The 18,031-nt window shown below is 65.8% G+C and carries 17 protein-coding genes; 5 read left to right on the forward strand and 12 right to left on the reverse strand.

Going from position 1 to position 18,031, the window contains the following annotated elements; all coding sequences use genetic code 11:
- The first annotated feature begins 20 nt into the window (after positions 1-20).
- Positions 21-1,091 carry a peptide chain release factor 1 gene (gene prfA / locus AB7F41_RS10790; protein ID WP_428383898.1) on the forward strand — a complete coding sequence of 357 codons (1,071 nt, stop codon included), beginning with the start codon at positions 21-23 and terminating at the stop codon, positions 1,089-1,091.
- Positions 1,092-1,251: 160 nt separating this feature from the next.
- On the forward strand, positions 1,252-1,515 hold the full coding sequence (locus AB7F41_RS10795; RefSeq protein ID WP_428383900.1) for a hypothetical protein: 264 nt from the start codon (positions 1,252-1,254) through the stop codon (positions 1,513-1,515).
- 87 nt (positions 1,516-1,602) lie between these two features.
- Here the strand turns inward: AB7F41_RS10795 and AB7F41_RS10800 are convergent, their stop codons facing one another.
- Genes AB7F41_RS10800 through AB7F41_RS10810 form a run of 3 tightly spaced genes read right to left on the reverse strand, consistent with a single transcriptional unit; the run spans position 1,603 to position 5,330 of the window.
- Positions 1,603-1,935: a cellulose-binding protein gene (locus AB7F41_RS10800; RefSeq protein ID WP_428383902.1), complete on the reverse strand. Its 333-nt coding sequence runs from the start codon at positions 1,933-1,935 to the stop codon at positions 1,603-1,605.
- Positions 1,936-1,989: 54 nt separating this feature from the next.
- Positions 1,990-3,582, reverse strand: a complete 1,593-nt coding sequence (purH, locus tag AB7F41_RS10805) for a bifunctional phosphoribosylaminoimidazolecarboxamide formyltransferase/IMP cyclohydrolase (RefSeq protein ID WP_428383903.1) — start codon at positions 3,580-3,582, stop codon at positions 1,990-1,992.
- Positions 3,583-3,611: 29 nt separating this feature from the next.
- The gene (locus AB7F41_RS10810; RefSeq protein ID WP_428383905.1) at positions 3,612-5,330 is read right to left on the reverse strand and encodes a heparinase II/III family protein; all 1,719 of its coding nucleotides are present in this window, start codon (positions 5,328-5,330) and stop codon (positions 3,612-3,614) included.
- Between the two features lie 212 nt (positions 5,331-5,542).
- Here AB7F41_RS10810 and AB7F41_RS10815 point away from each other — a divergent pair, with 212 nt between their 5' ends.
- Positions 5,543-6,073 (forward strand): gamma carbonic anhydrase family protein, encoded by a 531-nt coding sequence (locus tag AB7F41_RS10815; protein ID WP_428383907.1) that lies wholly within the window; start codon positions 5,543-5,545, stop codon positions 6,071-6,073.
- 7 nt (positions 6,074-6,080) lie between these two features.
- Here AB7F41_RS10815 and AB7F41_RS10820 read toward each other — a convergent pair whose 3' ends face one another.
- The 7 genes from AB7F41_RS10820 to ccmI form a co-directional block, all read right to left on the reverse strand.
- A complete protein-coding gene (locus tag AB7F41_RS10820; RefSeq protein WP_428383908.1) occupies positions 6,081-6,704 on the reverse strand; it encodes a transglutaminase-like cysteine peptidase in 624 nt (207 codons plus the stop codon).
- Between the two features lie 647 nt (positions 6,705-7,351).
- On the reverse strand, positions 7,352-8,536 hold the full coding sequence (locus AB7F41_RS10825) for an FAD-dependent monooxygenase (RefSeq protein ID WP_428383910.1): 1,185 nt from the start codon (positions 8,534-8,536) through the stop codon (positions 7,352-7,354).
- 13 nt (positions 8,537-8,549) lie between these two features.
- On the reverse strand, positions 8,550-8,801 hold the full coding sequence (locus AB7F41_RS10830) for a zinc-finger domain-containing protein (RefSeq protein ID WP_428383912.1): 252 nt from the start codon (positions 8,799-8,801) through the stop codon (positions 8,550-8,552).
- A 167-nt stretch (positions 8,802-8,968) separates the two neighbouring features.
- Positions 8,969-9,436 carry a cytochrome c-type biogenesis protein gene (locus AB7F41_RS10835; RefSeq protein WP_428383914.1) on the reverse strand — a complete coding sequence of 156 codons (468 nt, stop codon included), beginning with the start codon at positions 9,434-9,436 and terminating at the stop codon, positions 8,969-8,971.
- A 128-nt stretch (positions 9,437-9,564) separates the two neighbouring features.
- Positions 9,565-11,532: a heme lyase CcmF/NrfE family subunit gene (locus AB7F41_RS10840; RefSeq protein ID WP_428406575.1), complete on the reverse strand. Its 1,968-nt coding sequence runs from the start codon at positions 11,530-11,532 to the stop codon at positions 9,565-9,567.
- 159 nt (positions 11,533-11,691) lie between these two features.
- Complete coding sequence (ccmE, locus tag AB7F41_RS10845) at positions 11,692-12,129, reverse strand: cytochrome c maturation protein CcmE (protein ID WP_428383918.1); 438 nt, start codon at positions 12,127-12,129, stop codon at positions 11,692-11,694.
- Positions 12,130-12,192: 63 nt separating this feature from the next.
- Positions 12,193-13,308 carry a c-type cytochrome biogenesis protein CcmI gene (gene ccmI / locus AB7F41_RS10850; RefSeq protein WP_428383920.1) on the reverse strand — a complete coding sequence of 372 codons (1,116 nt, stop codon included), beginning with the start codon at positions 13,306-13,308 and terminating at the stop codon, positions 12,193-12,195.
- A 92-nt stretch (positions 13,309-13,400) separates the two neighbouring features.
- On the opposite strand from ccmI, the gene AB7F41_RS10855 reads away from it, so the two are divergent.
- Positions 13,401-14,555, forward strand: a complete 1,155-nt coding sequence (locus AB7F41_RS10855; protein WP_428383922.1) for an AAA family ATPase — start codon at positions 13,401-13,403, stop codon at positions 14,553-14,555.
- Positions 14,556-14,609: 54 nt separating this feature from the next.
- Here AB7F41_RS10855 and purB read toward each other — a convergent pair whose 3' ends face one another.
- On the reverse strand, positions 14,610-15,917 hold the full coding sequence (purB, locus tag AB7F41_RS10860; RefSeq protein WP_428383924.1) for an adenylosuccinate lyase: 1,308 nt from the start codon (positions 15,915-15,917) through the stop codon (positions 14,610-14,612).
- Positions 15,918-16,008: 91 nt separating this feature from the next.
- Here purB and AB7F41_RS10865 point away from each other — a divergent pair, with 91 nt between their 5' ends.
- Positions 16,009-17,253: an NAD(P)/FAD-dependent oxidoreductase gene (locus AB7F41_RS10865; protein WP_428383926.1), complete on the forward strand. Its 1,245-nt coding sequence runs from the start codon at positions 16,009-16,011 to the stop codon at positions 17,251-17,253.
- Positions 17,254-17,287: 34 nt separating this feature from the next.
- Here the strand turns inward: AB7F41_RS10865 and AB7F41_RS10870 are convergent, their stop codons facing one another.
- Entirely contained in the window at positions 17,288-17,698 is a 411-nt protein-coding gene (locus tag AB7F41_RS10870) for a DUF2794 domain-containing protein (RefSeq protein ID WP_428383927.1), read from the reverse strand.
- Positions 17,699-18,031 lie beyond the last annotated feature (333 nt).

An 18,031-nucleotide genomic window follows, 5' to 3' on the forward strand; every position in this document is an offset into this window, starting at 1 on the left:
CATTCCGCAAGAAACCTCCCATGTTCGCTCAAGACAAGCTCGACCTCATTCTCCGCCGCTACGACGAGATCAGCGACAGGCTTGCCGTCGGCGCCGACGGACAGGCGTTCGTCGCGCTGTCGCGCGAACGCGCCGCCCTCGACGAGGTCGTGGACAGAATTCGCGCGTATCGCGCGGCGCAGAAGGAATCCGACGACCTTTCCGCCATGCTCGCCGACGCCGCGCTCGACGCCGACATGCGGGCGCTGGCCGAAAGCGAGACGGCGGCGGCGCACGAACGCCTCGAAGCGACGGAAAGCGCGCTGAGATTGGCGCTTCTCCCCAAAGACGAGGCCGATGAAAAGAGCGTGATCCTCGAAGTTCGCGCTGGCACCGGCGGCGACGAGGCGGCGCTCTTCGCCGGCGATCTGTTTCGCGCCTATCAGAAATATGCGGCGCTCAAAGGATGGCGCGTCGAAGTCATGTCTGAGAGCGAGGGCGCTCTCGGCGGGTTCAAGGAAATCGTCGCCGAGATCATCGGTCGCGGGGTCTACGGCCGCCTGAAGTTCGAGTCGGGCGTGCATCGCGTCCAGCGCGTGCCGGAAACGGAGACTCAGGGCCGCATCCACACATCGGCCGCGACGGTGGCTGTGCTTCCCCAGGCCGAAGAGGTCGACGTCGCCATCGACGACAAGGATTTGCAAATCGACACGATGCGCGCGCAAGGCGCCGGCGGACAGCACGTCAATAAAACGGAATCGGCGATCCGCATCACCCACATTCCGACAGGCATTGTCGTGATGATGCAGGAGGAGCGCTCCCAGCATCGCAACAGAGCCAAGGCGATGAACGTTCTCCGGTCGCGCCTCTACGACGCCGAGCGGCATCGGCTCGACAAGGAGCGATCGGACGATCGCAAGCAGCAAGTCGGCTCAGGGGACCGTTCGGAGCGAATCCGCACCTATAATTTTCCGCAGGGACGCGTCACCGACCATCGCATCAATCTCACCCTCTATAAGCTCGACCGGGTGATGGAAGGCGAATTGGATGAAGTCATCGACGCGCTGATCACCGATCATCAGCAAAAGCTGCTCGCGCAAAGCGAGGCGTAAGCGCGCCGCGATCGATTCCCCAAGCGCGGAGCGCGTGACAGATCGGGCGTGACGTTGCAACCGCGCGTCCTGTGCGCCGACACACGAACATCGTGCGGGAGGCTCTCTAGATTGCGTCTATTCGCAATAGGAATTTGCGAAGAGGAGCAAGGAGAGCGTCATGTCCAAGTCGAAGAAAATCATTTCCGCCACTCTCGCCGCCGCCGTTCTGGCCGGCACGGTCGCCAGCGCCACGCCGGCGTTGGCCTGGTCCAAATGGCATCATCATGGCTATGGCTGGGCGCCTTACGCCGTTGGCGGCGCTCTTGCGTTGGGCGCGGTGGCGGCGGCGGCCGCAAGCGGCCCGGACTGCGGTTATGTCCGCGAACCGATCTACAATCGCTACGGCTATGTGGTCGGCTATCGCACGACGCCCGCGTGCTGACGCTGCGCGATGCAAGAACTGCACGATGCAAGAGAAGCATGAAGAGGCCGGCCCGCGCCGGCCATCTTCATTGAGAGTCGGCGCCGCTTACCAGCCGTAATTGTAATCGAAATACTGGCCGATTTCGTTGTAGCGCTGCGGATCCTGCAGCGTGAAATCCTGCTGCTCGAGGAAGTAATTGTCGTTGGCGTAACGGTTCGGCTCCAGATTTCCCTTCGCCGCGGAAGGCCCGTCATCGTCCAGCCAATCCTTGTTGGTCATCAAATTATGCGGCAGGGGAATCGGAAAATCATCGCCAGGGGCCGCTGAGACCTGGCCCGTCGCGACGGGCGCCCGCTGTTTGGCCTTCGCCAGGGCGTCGCTTGAGGCAAGCGCGCACATCAACGCCAGGCCCAACGTCAGTTTCAATGAATTACGCATTTCGAACTCCGTTTCCGCATCAAGGCGCCACTCTAGCCGGATCGGCGGCTATTGCTAGTGCCGGAAGTGGCGCACGCCGGTGAAGACCATGGCGAGGCCCTGGGCGTCCGCCGCCGCGATGACGTCCTTATCGTTGATCGAGCCGCCCGGCTGGATGACCGCCGTGGCGCCTGCCTCCGCCGCGGCGAGCAAACCGTCGGCGAAAGGAAAAAAGGCGTCCGAGGCGACGACCGCGCCTGTCGCGAGACTTTCCGTCAGGCCTGCCGCGCGGGCGGCCTCCTGCGCCTTATGCGCGGCGATGCGCGAGGAGTCGACGCGCGACATCTGACCGGCGCCGATTCCCACCGTCGCCGAGTCTTTCGCATAAACGATCGCATTGGACTTGACGTGCTTCACCACGCGATAGGCGAAGGCGAGATCGGCAAGCTCCCGTTCCGTCGGTCTCCGCTGCGTCACGACCTGCAGCTCCATTTCATCGACGACGGCGTTGTCGCGCGATTGCGCGAGAAAGCCGCCGGACACCGTTCGACAGGTCAATCCCGGCGTGCGCGGATCCGGAACGCCGCCGGTCAACAACAGCCGCAAATTTTTCTTGGCGCCGATGATCGCGACCGACTCTTCGTCGGCGTCCGGCGCGATAATCACCTCGGTGAAGATCTTGACGATCTCGCGCGCCGCTTCGGCGTCGAGCGTGCGGTTGAGCGCGACGATGCCGCCGAAAGCGGAGACCGGATCGCAGCGCAGCGCCTTGGCGTAGGCCTCCGCCAGCGTTGCGCCTTCGGCCACGCCGCACGGATTGGCGTGTTTGACGATGACGACGGCCGCCGTTCGCGCCGGATCGAATTCCGCCACGCATTCGAAGGCCGCGTCCGTATCGTTGACGTTGTTGTAGGAGAGCTGCTTGCCCTGCAGCTGACGCGCGGAGGCGACGCCGGCCCGCTGATCTCCGGTGAGATAGAAACCTGCAGATTGATGCGGATTTTCGCCATAACGCATGGGCTCGGCGAGGCGTCCGCCAAAGGCGCGCAGCGGCGGCGAGGCTTCGCCGAACGCCTGCGCCAGCCAGTTGGAGATCGCCGCATCATATGCGGCCGTGCGCGCGAACGCCTTTTGCGCCAGCCGCCGGCGGGTCGCGAGCCGCGTGGCGCCTGTCGTCGCCTCGAGCTCCTCGATCAGCGCCTGGTAATCCTCGGGATCGACGACGACGGCGACGTCGTCGTGATTTTTCGACGCGGCGCGGATCATCGCCGGCCCGCCGATGTCGATATTTTCGACGCATTCTTCGAAGGGCGCGCCCTTCGCGAGCGTCGACTCGAAGGGATAGAGATTGACGACGAGCAGATCGATCGGCCGAATGTCATGCGCCAGCATCGCCGCTTCATGTTCGGGATTCTCGCGGATCGCCAGCAGGCCGCCATGCACTTTGGGATGCAGGGTCTTCAGCCTTCCGTCCATCATCTCTGGAAACTGCGTGAGATCGGCGACGTCGCGCACGGCGAGTCCCGCCTCAGCGAGCGCCTTGCGCGTGCCGCCGGTGGAGACAAGCTCCACACCATGCGTCGCCAGAACGCGCGCGAATTCGACAAGGCCGGATTTATCTGAAACGGAGATCAGCGCGCGCGTCACGCGGCGCAAATCGACGGGCATCGCATACTCCTAGATCGCGCCGCCGCTTATCATACCTCGCGGCCCGGAGAAACCTGCTCGTCCGCGCGCCGCCTAAAACTCCATGCGATCTCGACGCCAGCAACCGCCGTTCCGCGCAAAACGATTTGCGCGCACTTGCGCGCGCCGCCCGGCGCCGCGAAAAAAATGCTGTCTTCGATTTCGGGCGTCGGCCCGAGCGATTCGAAGATCAGAGTTGCGCCGTTGGCGAGCGTGAGTTCGACGGCGCCGTCGGCGCCCGCGGCGACGCGCACGCGCGGATGAATGTGAAAGCGCACGGCGAAATCGTGGGCTTCCGCGTGTCGTCCGGCGCCTTCCGCGGCGATGAGCCGGTCGACGCCCTGGAGCGCGCCGCCATCGGCGGCCAGCGTCAGTTCGCGCTCGTGGACGAGGCCGAAGTCGCGCGCATAGCCGTCATGCGACAAGACGAGCGTCGTCTCGCCATCGAGACGGCGGCGTTCGACGTCCGTATTGCGCGGACCCGCAAGAACGCGCCCGGCGCGCCGGCGCGCCGCGCTTTGCGGCGCGATTCGGGCGCTGGAGCGATCGTCAATCACCAGAGTCGAATGGGCGGCGGTGGCGCGCGCCAGTTCGCGCGCGTCCAGATGCGGCGCCGATGGCGCGCCGCAGTTGACGACGACGCGTTCGACGCCGAGCGAATATTCGAACGACAGACAGCCCGCATGCGCTGACAGCGAGAATTCGAAAGGCGGCGGCCCGCCGGCGTCCACGAGAACGACCGCGTCGCCCGCCTCCATGCGCTGATAGCCGGCGTATGGGGCGTTGACCGGCGGCGCGCCGCGCGTGTCCTCATGAGCGAGCGCGCTCGCCAGCCGATCGAGCGCCGTCGCGCCCATGCCGTTGAACAGCGCCAGCGAACCGTCGCCATGCTGCAGCATCCGCAGCATCGGCATCATGCGGTCGATGGCGCGCAGCACGGCGGGCGGCGTCTGCAGGCCGCGCGCAGCGATCACCTGCCGGAGCGGCAGCAGATCAAGCAGCAGGTCGACGGCCACCTGCGGGTTGCGGCTCACATGGCCGCCGTCGATGAGGATCTGGCGATCGAGTTCGGCGCTCAGCGCGCGCGACACATAAGGCGCGATTCTGCGGCCGGTGTCGGCGCAAACGGCGAATTCGGCGAGCGCGAGGACGCAGAAGGCGCGATCGGCACCGCGCGCGCCGTCGCCGGCGAGCGCCCGCCACAGCAGCCGCGCATTGCGCGCAAGCGCCAGCATGAAGGCGTCGTAGAAATCGGCTTCGGCGCCGTCGAGAAGCATCGGCGCCTGCGACAGAAAGGACAGGAGGCGCCGCGCGACGACCGCCGGCTCCATCGCCGGATCGTCCGCGGGCAGCTTCGGCGCGGAAAGAAAATCGGCGACGAGCGCCCGCGCCGTCGCCAGCGCCGCCTTCTTGTCCGAGGCCTGCATATGCCGCAGCCAGGAAAAGCCCGTGAGCGAACGCCGCCAGGCCTCCGACGGCGGCGTGACGAGGAACGGCGACACGTCCCGCGCCTGCACGGTCTTGCCTTCGAAGGAGAAATAACCGGCGTAGATTTGATCGGCGACGGTCGAGTCGGAGGTCCTGATTTCAGGCGGCGCGATGCGCAGCCGCTCCGGCGGCGCGATCGCCATCGACTTCATGAGGTGATAGGGCGCGGCGGCGCCCCGCGCGAAGGCGCCCGCCGCCCGCGCCGCCGAGACGCCGGCCAGCCGCACCCGATCCCGCAACATGATGGCGCTCAGTGGGCGTCCTCCGACAGCGGCTCTTGCGCGATCAATCGCCCGCCGGCTGCGCGCCAAGCGGCAATATCAAACCCCGCTCTCCACTTATAGTCCAAATTTCCATGACTTCCGAATGAGGTTACGCCGGCGCCGCGCGGCGCCATTGCGCGCGAAAGGGCGGAAATGGCAATGTCGCGCCTCTTTCCAAGGAGACTTCGCCAATGCCGCTGTACACGATCGACGGAATCGCGCCGCGCCTGCCGGCCCCAGGCCGGTTTTTCGTGGCTCCAGGCGCGCATGTCATCGGCCGCGTCGCGCTGGAGGAGGACGCCAACGTCTGGTTCGGCTGCGTCCTGCGCGGCGACAATGAGTGGATCACCGTCGGCGCGCGCACCAATATTCAGGAAAACAGCATTCTCCACACCGACATGGGCTTTCCGCTCGTCATCGGGCCCGACTGCACGATCGGCCATGGCGTCATTTTGCACAGCTGCGTGATCGGCGAGGCGACGCTGATCGGCATGGGCGCGACGATCCTCAACGGGGCGAAGATCGGCGCGAACTGCCTCGTCGGCGCCAATGCGCTGGTGACCGAAGGCAAGGAATTTCCTGATTACTCGCTGATCGTCGGCTCCCCCGCCAAGGCGATCCGCACGCTCGGCGAGGACGCCCGGATCCGCCATCTCGAGTCGGCGCAACATTATGTGGAAAACGGCCAACGCTATGCGAAGGGGCTGACGCCGATCGGGTGACCCGGTCTCACCGCGACACATAGAGGGGCGCGCTGGTCGGCGGGCCGATCGCCACCCAGGCGTTCTGATTCTGCTGCGACTGGCGCTTGACGAAGCGGTAAGGGGCGCGCGTCCAGGGCCGCATCTCATTGGAGAGATTGTCGAGGATGAATTCGCCGCGGTTGGTCTTGAGCGTCAGGACCGAATGGCCGTCGCCGTTCTTCTCCTTCACCACGGTGAGCAACAGCGCCTGACGCGGAAAGCCTTCCTCGATCAGCATGCGGCGCTTCAGCAGCGCGAAATCCTCGCAGTCGCCCCTGCCGTCGGTGGGATAATCCCACTGGTCGACAGAGCCCCAATGATCGGCGTCGGCGACGGGATCGATGTTCTCGTTCACCCAGGCGTTGATGCGGGCGATCTTGCGGAACACGGCGGCGGTCAGTTCAATGTCCTGCGGCGCGGTCTCGTCGTCCTGGCACTCGCCGCGGTAGCGCTGACAGAAATCCACCCAGCCGTAAGGCACGCTGGTTTCGTCGCCAAGCTTGGCGAAGGTCGCGGTTTCGGGTCCGGCGAAACTTCTGGTGTTGACCGCGACGAGCGCCGCGCCCGCCATCCCGAGAGCCACAATTGCCTTGCTAACGACGCCCAACATAACCCGCCTCCGTGACATGAGGCGAGGTTAGTTTTCTTGTTTTGCTGTCCTTAAAAGTATTTCTGTGGGATTTTACACGAAGCCGTTTAGATTTGCTCAGACGTCTGGTAAGTATAATTTTGTGTCGCCGAAATGCATAAAATGCGATGTAATCTAACATCTGATTGATATATAAAGATTTTTATCGCGCACGCGCCTCGCTTCCATCGTCGGCGTTCTGACCCAGCTTAAGCTTCCAGGCATGCTGGTTAAATTATGCGGGCCGGGGCGGTTAACGGGCCAGATCAGCGCGAAATTATTTTGGCGTCGGCGCGACGGCGCGCCTTCCTTGAAGCGCAAATTCGTCACAGAGGTTTCCGACCGGCGGCCCGAACGAGGCGAAGCGCCGCGCGCCCAAACCGGAGCCAGCACAGCCGGCGTCGCGCGACGCCGCCTCCGCGCAATGCGCAAGCGATTGATCCCGCGCCCAATCGCCTCCCACATGCGTCAGCGCGGCGCCGTTCATTACGGGCGCCCGCGGAGCGATCATGGTTCACATGTCGTTATCCGCGACGCCTATGGGCGGCGTTCATGTCAGCCGGCGGCTCCGCGCGCCGCCGAAGTCCCGCCATAATCCTCGCAGAAGCGACGGGCCGGCGTAAGGCGCTCTATCGATAGAGCCAGGCGTTGCGCGCCAGCATGCCGGGCCCGCCGAGCGCGCGGATCGCAAGATTGCGCGCGGCGGCCGGGAGTCCGCTCATGTGGAAATAGCCTCCCTGACGTCGCGAGGCCCGCACGACAGACTCGGCGCGCGCAAGCCTTGCCGCCTCATAGGCGGCAAAGGCGGTCTCGACGGTCGCGCCCAGGCGCAGGAAGGCCTCCCCCAAAGCGTCCGCGTCTTCGATCGCCTGCGCCGCGCCCTGCGCCAGAAAGGGAACCATCGGATGCGCGGCGTCGCCAAGGAGCGTGACGGGTCCGTGCGCCCACTGTTTCAGCGCCGGTCGCGCGAACAACGGCCAATGCCGCCAGGCGGCGCCCGCCTCGATCAACGCGCGCAGGTCGGCGGCGGTGCGACGCGGCGCGAACCGGCGCGCGAGCTCCGCGCCGGCCAGCGATAGGCTCGCATGGGCGTCCTCGGCCTCCGGCGGCTCCTCGATGATGACGACGGCGTTGATCATTGAGCCGTCGCGCAGCGGATAATGCACGACATGGGCGCCCGGCAGCAGCCAGAGATTGGATTCGCGCGCGCGCAGCGTCGCCGGAACGCTGTCCGCGGGAAGCGTCGCGCGCCAGGCGACGCAGCCGGAATAGGCGGGCGCGTCGCGCTCGGAAGGCAGAAGATGGCCGCGCACGCTCGACCGCAGGCCATCCGCGCCGATGAGGCCCGCGGCCTCGATCTCCTCGACGCCGTCCTGCGTATGGACGCGCATGCGGACGCCGCGCGCGCTCGCGTCGAAATCGCCGACGCGGGCGCCAGCGCGGACATGAGTCTGCGGATTGTCCTGGACCGCCTGCAGCAGCGCGCCCTGCAGATCCGCCCGGTGGAACAGCCGGAATGGCGCGCCCCATCGGGTCCTGGCGTCGGAAAGGTCGAGCCGCGCCAGCACGGCGCCGTCCCTCCCACGGCGGATATTGATGGCCTCCGGCTCCAGCGCCGCGGCGGCGAGCGTCGGCTCAAGCCCGAGCTTGGCGAGAATTCGGCCGGCGTTCGGCGCGATCTGCAGTCCGGCGCCGACCTCCTCGATCCGGGCGGCCCGCTCCAAGACCAGCGCGCGCTTGCCGGCGCGCGCCAGCGACAGGGCCGCGGCGAGGCCGCCAACGCCTGCGCCGGCGATGACGATCGGCGCGCTCACCCCTCAGCGACGGTCAGGCGGCGGCGTCTTCGGAGACGCGATAGACGCATTCGGCCGGGTCGGCGCCGCCGCGCAGGGCCGGATCGTAGACGTAATGCGTCGAGCAATAGGGGCAGACCGCCTCATTCGACGCGCCCATGTCGATATAGACATGCGGATGGTCGAAGGGCGGGAGCGCGCCGATGCACATGAATTCCTTCGCCCCGATCCTGATCTGCGCGACGCCGGGCTGATTGTGGAAATGGGGCGTGTGATGCTGGGCCATGGTCCGCTCTTCAGGTAGCGCCGCGCGCGCGGCTCGGAATTGCTCCGCTCCCTATATTGCAGCGCGGGCAATTTAGATAGGGGCGACGCGCGCGCCAAGGCTGTGCCTTCCACCCGACAAGCCTCAGCGCCGCTTCAGTTTCGCCGATCCGGTGGAAATGTCTCGCGTCAGCCGTCGTCACGCGGCCGCGTGACGCCGAGCGCGTCGAGCCGCGCCCGTTCCTCCGCCGTCAGCTCCGCCGGCCGCGCGGCGACGACCCCGCGCCGCCGCCGGGCCGCCATCCAGACGGCGCCGGCGCCGGCGAGCAGCGCGAGCAGCGGCGCGCTCCACAGCAGCAGCGTGCCAGGCTTCATCGGCGGGCGCAGCAGCACGAAATCGCCGTAGCGGGAATGAACGTATTCGCGCACCTCGGCGTCGCTCAGGCCTTCCTTGAGCTTCTCGCGCACGAGGACGCGCAGATCCTTGGCGAGCGAAGCGTCGGAATCGTCGATCGACTGGTTCTGGCAGACGAGGCAGCGCAGCTCCATGGTGATCGCCCGCGCGCGGGCTTCGAGCGCCGGATCGGCGAGCATTTCGCCGGGCGTGACGGCGTGAGCCAGCAGCGGGAAGAGGAGGATCACAATTAACACCCCCACCCCAGCCCTCCCCCGCTTCGCGGGAGAGGGAGCGAGATTCGGCGATCCCTCAGAGCCACACAAACGCCGATCATCAGGGTCCCCTCTCCCGCGCAAGCGGGGGAGGGACAGGGAGGGGGCTCCGACGCTCATTCCGCCGGCTCCAGGGCTGGCGTGGGGGCGCGGCGGGCGACGCCGATGCGCAGCCGTCGGTCGGCGAGCGACAGCGCGCCGCCGAAGGCCATGACCAGCGCGCCGATCCAGATCAGCGTCACCAGCGGCTTCCAGTACAGCCGCGCGTCGATCGTGCCGTCCTCATGCGACTCGCCGATCGCCGCATAGACCTGACCGAGACCGAGCGTGACGATCCCAGCCTCGGAGCGCGACATGCGCCGCGCCTGATAGAAGCGCTTCGCCGGCTCGATCGTCGCCAGCGTCGCGCCGTCCTTGCGCACCGCCATCACGGCGAAGACTTCCGAATAATTCGGCCCCTGGCGCGGCGACACGGCTTCGATGCCGATCTGATAGGGGCCTACGTCGTAGAAGCTCAAGGGCTTCATCGCCACGATGCTTTCGACGCCCCAGCCGGTGGCGGCGAGGCCAAGCAACGTCAGCCCCATGCCGGCGTGGGCGATCGAGGTTCCGAAGGCGGAGAGCGGCAGCCCAGCCAGTCGTTTCAAGCTCGGACGCCCCGAGCGCCCCCGCGCGCGCAGAACCAGATCGCTCAGGCCGCCGACCACGAGATAGATCGCAATTCCGGCCGCAACGACCGAAAGGACTGGCGCTCCATACCAGACGCCAAAGACCGCCGCCGCCAGAACGCCGATGACAAAGGCGACGCGCAGCCGCTGCAGAGCGGCGACGAGATCGCCGCGTTTCCAGGAGAGCATCTGGCCGATCGGCATCAGCAGGGCGAGCGGCAGCGCGATCGGGATCAGCACGGTGTTGAAGAAGGGCGCGCCGACCGAAATTTTCTCGCCGGTGATCGCTTCGAGCGCCAGCGGATAGAGCGTGCCGACGACGACCGTGGCGCAGCAGGCCGACAGCAGCAGATTGTTGAGAACGAGCGCGCCTTCGCGCGAGATCGGCGCAAACAGGCCGCCGACGGGCAGCGCGCCGGCCCGCAGCGCGAACAGCGCCAGCGCGCCGCCGATGAAGAAGACGAGAATGGCGAGGATGAACACGCCGCGGTCGGGATCGCTCGCGAAGGCGTGCACTGACGTCAGCACCCCGGAACGCACCAGGAAGGTGCCGAGCAGAGAGAGCGAGAAGGCGAGGATGGAGAGAAAGATGGTCCAGACCTTGAGCGCCTCGCGCTTCTCCATCACCGCGGCGCTGTGCAGCAGCGCCGTCCCGGCGATCCAGGGCATCAGCGACGCGTTCTCAACCGGGTCCCAGAACCAGAAGCCGCCCCAGCCGAGCGTGTAATAGGCCCAGTACGATCCCATCGCGATGCCGAGCGTGAGCGCGATCCAGGCGAAGAGAGTCCATGGGCGAATGACTCGCGCCCAGGCGGCGTCGATGCGTCCGCCGATGAGCGCGGCGGCGGCGAAAGAGAACACGATCGAAAAGCCGACATAGCCGAGATAGAGCAGCGGCGGATGGATCGCGAGCCCGGGGTCCTGCAGGATCGGATTGAGGTCGCGGCCTTCCCACGGCGCCGGCGCAATGCGCGCGAAGGGATTCGAGGTCAGCAGAATGAAGAGAAGAAAGGCCGCGCCGAGCAGACCCTGGATGGCCAGCGCGTCAGAGCGCAGCCTGTCCGACATGGCGTTCGAGAAGATCGCGATCAGCGCGCCGCAGAGCGAAAGCACGAGCACCCACAGCAGCATCGAGCCTTCGTGATTCCCCCATACGCCGGAAATTTTATAGATGAAGGGCTTCAGCGAATGGGAGTTCTCGATGACGTTGACGAGCGAGAAGTCGGAAACGACATGGGCGTAAGTCAGCGCGCCGTAGGAGAGCGCGACGAACAGGAACTGCGTGATCGCCGCCGGCCGCGCGACGCGCATCAGCGCCGCGTCATTCAGCCGGGCGCCGATGAAGGGAATGACGAATTGCGCCAGCGCCAGCGCCAGCGCAAGAACGAGCGCGTAATGTCCGGTTTCAACGATCATGCAGACCTTCCGAGAGCTGCAAGAAGACGCGCAAATCCCTCCCCTTGACGGGGAGGGTCGGGCCGCGAAGCGGTTCGGGGTGGGGCGATCTCATCGATGCGCTGCAACGTCGCCCCCCACCCGGTCGCAAGGGGGAGGTATGAACTCGACGACGGCGCATCACTTCTTCTCTCCCTGCCAGACGCCCTGCTTCTTCAAGGCGTCGGCGACGTCGCGCGGCATGTAGCGTTCGTCGTGCTTGGCGAGCACGCTGTCGGCGCGAAAATCCCCCGAAGGCTGCAGCACGCCATCGACGACGACGCCCTGCCCCTCGCGGAACAGATCCGGCAGAAGTCCGGTATAGGACACCGCCAGGTCGCTCGTCTTGTCGGTGACCGTGAAGTTCACGTCGCGGCCGTTTCTAACGACCGTGCCCTCCTTCACCAGTCCGCCGATGCGCAGCCGCGCCCCGGACGCGACCTGCTTTTTCGCGAGCTCCGACGGCGTGTAAAAGAACACGATATTGTCGCGCAGCGCGAACAGCATAAGCCCGGCGGCGAGGCCGAGTACCGTCATCGCTCCGGCGATCAAAGTCAGCCGCTTTCCCTTGCGCGTCATCTTGCTTCAAATTGCTCCCATGCGGCCGAACCCGGCCGCTCTCGCGAAGAGGCGAACGCCGTTCTAGCCTCCGATCTTCAGCTCCTTCGCCAGCGCATCGATGCGCGCCACGTCGTCGCGCTTGCTGGCGAGCGCCTTGCGCGCGTCGGTCACGGCCTTCTTCGCCTTGTCGTTTTCGGCAAGGACGCTGTATGCGCGAATGAGCTTCAGCCATCCTTCGACATCGTCGCCCTTGGTTTCAAGCCGCGACGCCAATCGATCCACCATGCTGCGGATCATCGCTTGGCGCTGATCCGCGGGCATCGCCGCAATCGCCTTGCCTTGCTCACTCGACGGGCCGCTCGCGGCGGCCGGCGCGCTCGCGTCGCCACGCAGAATGGCGAGCTGCGCGTTGACAGCCTTCAGATAGGCGGCGTCGGCTGGCGCGTCAGCGGCCATCTTCGAAAAGATTTCGATCGCCTTTTCCTTTTCGCCGGCCTGCGCGGCGGCGACGCCGACATAATATTGCGCCTCGGGCGCAGAGGGATCGAGCGCCAGCGCCGCCTCGAAATCCTTCTTGGCGTCCGGCGTCACAACGCCTTGCGCGACGACGACGCGCGCTTCCCCAAGCGCCGCGTGTCTTGCCGCGGTTGCGCCCAAAAGCCGCAGCGCTTCGGAATAGGCGTGGACGGCGTCTTCGCCGCGCCCGGTGCGCAGCAAATAGGGCGCGATAACCTCAAAGCCGCGGCCGTCTTCGGGATGCTCGCGCAAATGCTGCTCGATGCGCGCGACGGCGCCGGCGAGATCATGGCGGTCCGGCGAGGATTCGAGGCGCGCGGTCAACGGCATGTCGGGCATGTCAGAATGGCCAAGCCGGGCGTAGAGCGTCAGAGAGATGGCCGGGATAGCGACGATCGCCGCGAGCGCCGCCGCGAGCGCGACTTTGCGCGAGGAGACGCCCCTGCCCTTTGGCGCGGCTTCGGCGCGCAACAGTCGGCGGGCCGCCTCGGTCTTGGCGGCTTCGGCGTCGGCGGCGTCGAGTCGCCCTTCCGCGCGTTCGCGCTCAATTTCGACGATCTGCTCCTCGAAGAAGGCGACATCGGCGGCGCTGTCATTCTCCGCCGGCCCGCGCATGGCGAGCGGCGCCAGCACCGTCATGACCGCGGCGCCGGTCAGCAAGGCGAAGATAAGCCAGATCATGGCCCGCTCTTTAAGGCTTCGCGCTCCCTATTGGAAGGGCGGCCATTGCCCCTCCCCGTCCGGCCATCGATATTGGCGCCGGGGGAGACTCAGTGATCACGCGGCTCGCAATTTCCGGCTATCGATCCATTCGCGATCTGGTCCTTGCGCCGGGACCGCTTACCATCGTGACTGGCGCCAACGGCGCCGGCAAGTCGAGCCTTTATCGCGCGCTCGGCCTTCTTGCCGATGTTGCGCAGGGGCGCATCATCCAGTCGCTCGCCCGAGAAGGCGGGCTGAATTCGACGCTCTGGGCCGGACCAGAGAAATTTTCCCGCGCGATGATCGCCGGCGAAACGCCAGTCGAGCCGTTGGCGCGCCAGTCGCAGAAGGCGCTGAAGCTCGGGTTCGCCTCCGAGGCTTATGGTTATGCGATCGACCTCGGCCCAGCTTCGAACGCCACGAAAGCCTTTCCGCTCGATCCGCAGATCAAGCTCGAAGCGCAATGGACCGGAGAGCATCTCGGACGCGCCGATCTTTTCGCCGAACGAAGGGGGCCGAGCGTGCGCATTCGCGGGAAAAGCGGCGAATGGCGGCAGGCTGCGGCTTCGCTCGCCGGCGTCGACAGCATGATGACGCATTGCGCCGATTTGCGTGACGCCTACGATCTTGCGATTTTGCGTGAAACGGTGCGGCGCTGGCGCTTTTACGACAATCTGCGCGCCGATCGCGATGCGCCCGCGCGACGGCCGCAGATCGGCACCTTCACCCCCGCGCTCGCTGACGACGGCGCAGACCTCGCGGGGGCGCTCGCGACAATTCAGGACGTCGGCGACGCGGACGGTCTGAAGCAGACGATCGATGACGCATTTCCATCCAGCACAATCGATATTTCGATGTCCGACGGTTACATGGAGACGCTGATGCGCCAGCACGGGTTGCTGCGGCCGTTACGCGCTACGGAGCTCTCGGAGGGCACCTTGCGCTATCTGCTGCTCGTCGCCGCGCTTTTGACGCCGCGTCCGCCGCCGCTGATGGTGTTCAATGAACCTGAATCGAGCCTCCATCCCAATCTCATAGGCGCGCTGGCGCGACTGATGCGCAAGGCCTCGAACGAAACGCAGATTGTCGTCGTGTCGCACTCGGCCAAACTGGTTTCGGAACTGAGAAACGACGAACGTTGCGTGGAAATAGCGCTGGAAAAGCGTCTGGGCGAGACGCTCGCGCCCGATCATGAATCTCCGAAATGGCGCTGGCCGTCGCGGTAAGGCGACTGATCACGGCGCCCTGCGCGAGCGAATTTCGGGGAGCCAGCGGCGGCGCTATGACTCCCCGAACACCCGCGCAAAAATCGTATCCACATGCTTGAAGTGATAGGAGAGGTCGAAGAGCTCATCCAGCTCGGCCGGCGACAGTTTTGCGCTCACATCCTTATCCTGCCCGAGCAAGGCACGAAAATCCCCTTCGCCGCGCCAGACCGGCATGGCGTTACGCTGCACCATGGCGTAGGCGTTTTCGCGCGAGACGCCTTTCTGCGTGAGCGCCAGAAGCACGCGCTGCGAATGAATGAGGCCGCCGAGCTTCTCCAGATTCTTGCGCATATTTTCCGGATAGACGACGAGATTTTCGATCACGCCGGTGAGTCGCGCGAGCGCGAAGTCCAGAGTCACCGTCGCATCGGGCCCGATCATGCGCTCGACGGAAGAATGCGAAATATCGCGCTCGTGCCAGAGCGCGACATTTTCCATGGCCGGAATCGCCATGGCGCGCACGAGCCGCGCAAGACCCGTCAGATTTTCGGTCAGCACCGGATTGCGCTTGTGCGGCATGGCCGACGAGCCCTTCTGGCCGGCGGAAAAATATTCTTCCGCCTCGAGCACCTCGGTGCGCTGAAGATGCCGGATTTCGATGCCGAGCCGTTCGACCGACGACGCCACGACCGCGAGCGTCGCGAAAAAAGCCGCGTGACGGTCGCGCGGAATCACCTGCGTCGAGATCGGCTCGGGCGTGAGCCCCATCTTATGCGCGACATAATCTTCGACGCGCGGATCGATGTTGGCGAAGGTGCCGACCGCGCCCGAAATGGCGCAGGTTGAAATTTCCCTGCGCGCCTCGACGAGGCGTTCGCGCGCGCGCGTAAATTCGGCGTAGGCCTGAGCCAGTTTCAGTCCGAAGGTCGTCGGCTCGGCGTGAATGCCATGCGAACGTCCAATGGTCGGCGTGTATTTGTGCTCATGGGCGCGTTTTTTGAGCGCGGCGAGCAGCGCGTCGACGTCAGCGATCAGGAGATCCGCGGCGCGCGACAACTGCACCGCGAGACAGGTGTCGAGCACGTCCGAAGAGGTCATGCCCTGATGCACGAAGCGCGACTCGGCGCCGATGAATTCGGCGAGGTGGGTCAAAAAGGCGATCACGTCATGCTTCGTGACGCGTTCGATCTCGTCGATCCGAGCGACGTCGAACGTGACAAAATCCGCCTTGTCCCAGATCGCCTTGGCGCTCTCGCGGGGAATGACGCCGATCTCGGCAAGCGCGTCGCAGGCGTAGGCCTCGATCTCGAACCAGATGCGAAACCGCGTCTGCGGCTCCCAAATGATTGTCATCTCGGGGCGGGAATAGCGGGGGATCATCAGGCGGCTCTGAACTTTCCGGAAAGAAAGAGGCGCCTAGCACGCGTGTTGCATCAGAGTCCATATATGAGGCGGTCTATCTGGGGGATTGATGAAGTCTACCGATGTCGTCGTTCTTGGCGCTGGCATTGTCGGGGTCAGCGCCGCGCTGCATCTGCAGGCGCGCGGTCGCGACGTCGCGCTCATCGATCGCGCCGGCGCCGCGGGACAGGAGACGAGCTTCGGCAACGCCGGCCTGATCGAACGCTCTTCGCTCATCCCCTATCTTTTTCCGCGGGATCCGGCCAAGCTCATCAAATATGCGCTGAACCTGCTGCCGGAGGCGCATTATCATTTTTCGGCGCTGCCCATGGTCGGACCGTGGCTCCTGCGCTATTGGCGCGAGAGCGCGCCGGAGCGCGTGCAGCGGAGCATCGACGCGCGTCGCCCGCTGATCGAAAACAGCCTCAGCGAACATGAGGCGCTGATTCAGCAGGCGGGCGCCGGCGAACTTCTGCGCAGAAACGGCTGGATCAAGCTGTTTCGCAGCGACGAGACTCTCGCGGCCGGATGCGCCGAGGCGGAGCGTCTGCGCGCCTACGGCCTGCACATCGACTCGCTCGATTCGGCCGGAGTCGCGGCGCTGGAACCGGATTTCGCGCCGATCGCAGGCGGCGTCCATTACCGCGATACGGCGTCGATCCACGACCCCGCCGCTCTGTCGAAAGCCTACGCCGATCTATTCGTTTCGCGCGGCGGCCAATTTCTCACAGGGGACGCGCGCAGCCTCACGCAGGAAGCGGACGGGCGCTGGCGCGTCGTTGCGGCCGACGGGCCCATCGTCGCCGGGGCGGCGGTGGTGGCGCTCGGCCCCTGGTCGGACCTGGTCTACGGACCGCTCGGCGACCGCATTCCGCTCGGCTGGAAGCGCGGCTACCACATGCATTACGCGGCAAAGGACGGCGCACGGCTCAATCATACGATCCTCGACGCCGACGTCGGCTATCTCCTGGCGCCGATGCGCCGCGGCGTCAGACTGACGAGCGGCGCCGAATTCGCCCGCCGCGACGCGCCGCCAACCCCGACGCAGATCGAAATTTGCGAGCCGACCGCGCGCCGATTGTTTCCGCTCGGCGAACGGCTCGACCCCCAGCCCTGGCGCGGCGCCCGGCCGTGCCTGCCGGACATGCTGCCGATCGTGGGCCCCGCGCCGAATCATCCGGGGCTTTGGTTCGACTTCGGCCATGCGCATCACGGGTTGACGCTCGGACCGGTGACGGGCCGGCTGCTGGCCGAGATGATGACCGGCGAGACGCCCTTCATCGATCCGACGCCCTATCGAGCCGATCGATTCTGATCGCGCGCGTTCAACTGATAGGAATTTCGCGAAGCTATTCGGCGCCGACGAGTCTCAGAGCGGGATCCAGCACGCGCACGACGCGCGCGAGATCATGCCCGCGCCGAAGCACAAGTCCGGTCGTCGCGATAACGGAATAGGCGCCCTGCCGGCGCGCCAGCGCGGGGTTCTTCTCGATTCGATACAGCGGCGCCTCGCTGGCGCGCCGAAAAATCGAGAACACGGCCTTGGCCGGCGTGAAGTCGATCGCATAGTCGCGCCACTCGCCCTGCGCGACTTTGGCTCCGTAGAGATTGAAGATGACGTTGAGTTCTGGTCGGCTGAATGAAACCGCCGCGCCGCGCTTCTCGCCCCGAGCGCCTTGCGCCGCGTCCGGCGAGGCCCCGTTCACGACGACAAGCGCGGGTCGAACCCGGCTGGGCTCCGTCGTCTCCGACTCCGCCATGCGTCTCTCCTCGATTTCGCCTGAACATGTTGGCCCGCAGGGTTGCGAGGGGCAAGACTTAATGACGCGTTTACGACGAGAATCTTTTCGGCAGGGCAATCAGATAAGATTTGGCTTGTAATAATCATACTTTCGCCGACATGGCGCCCCTTGTCAGACAAACGCGACGCCCAACATGAAGTTCATTGCCTCGACAGCTCGGGGCCGCGTGTTGTCGGTGTCGTCAGCCCCCCAGCCCCCCGCACGCGCGCGGGTACGAGACAGAGAGGTCGTGGCGATGGTCGGGCCGGCCGGGAGTTTCGCTCCCGCGCCGGCTCGGCTAAGGTTGGCCAA

Origin of the sequence: Methylocystis sp. (assembly GCF_050251305.1) — a bacterium.
Classification (GTDB): Bacteria; Pseudomonadota; Alphaproteobacteria; order Rhizobiales; family Beijerinckiaceae; genus Methylocystis.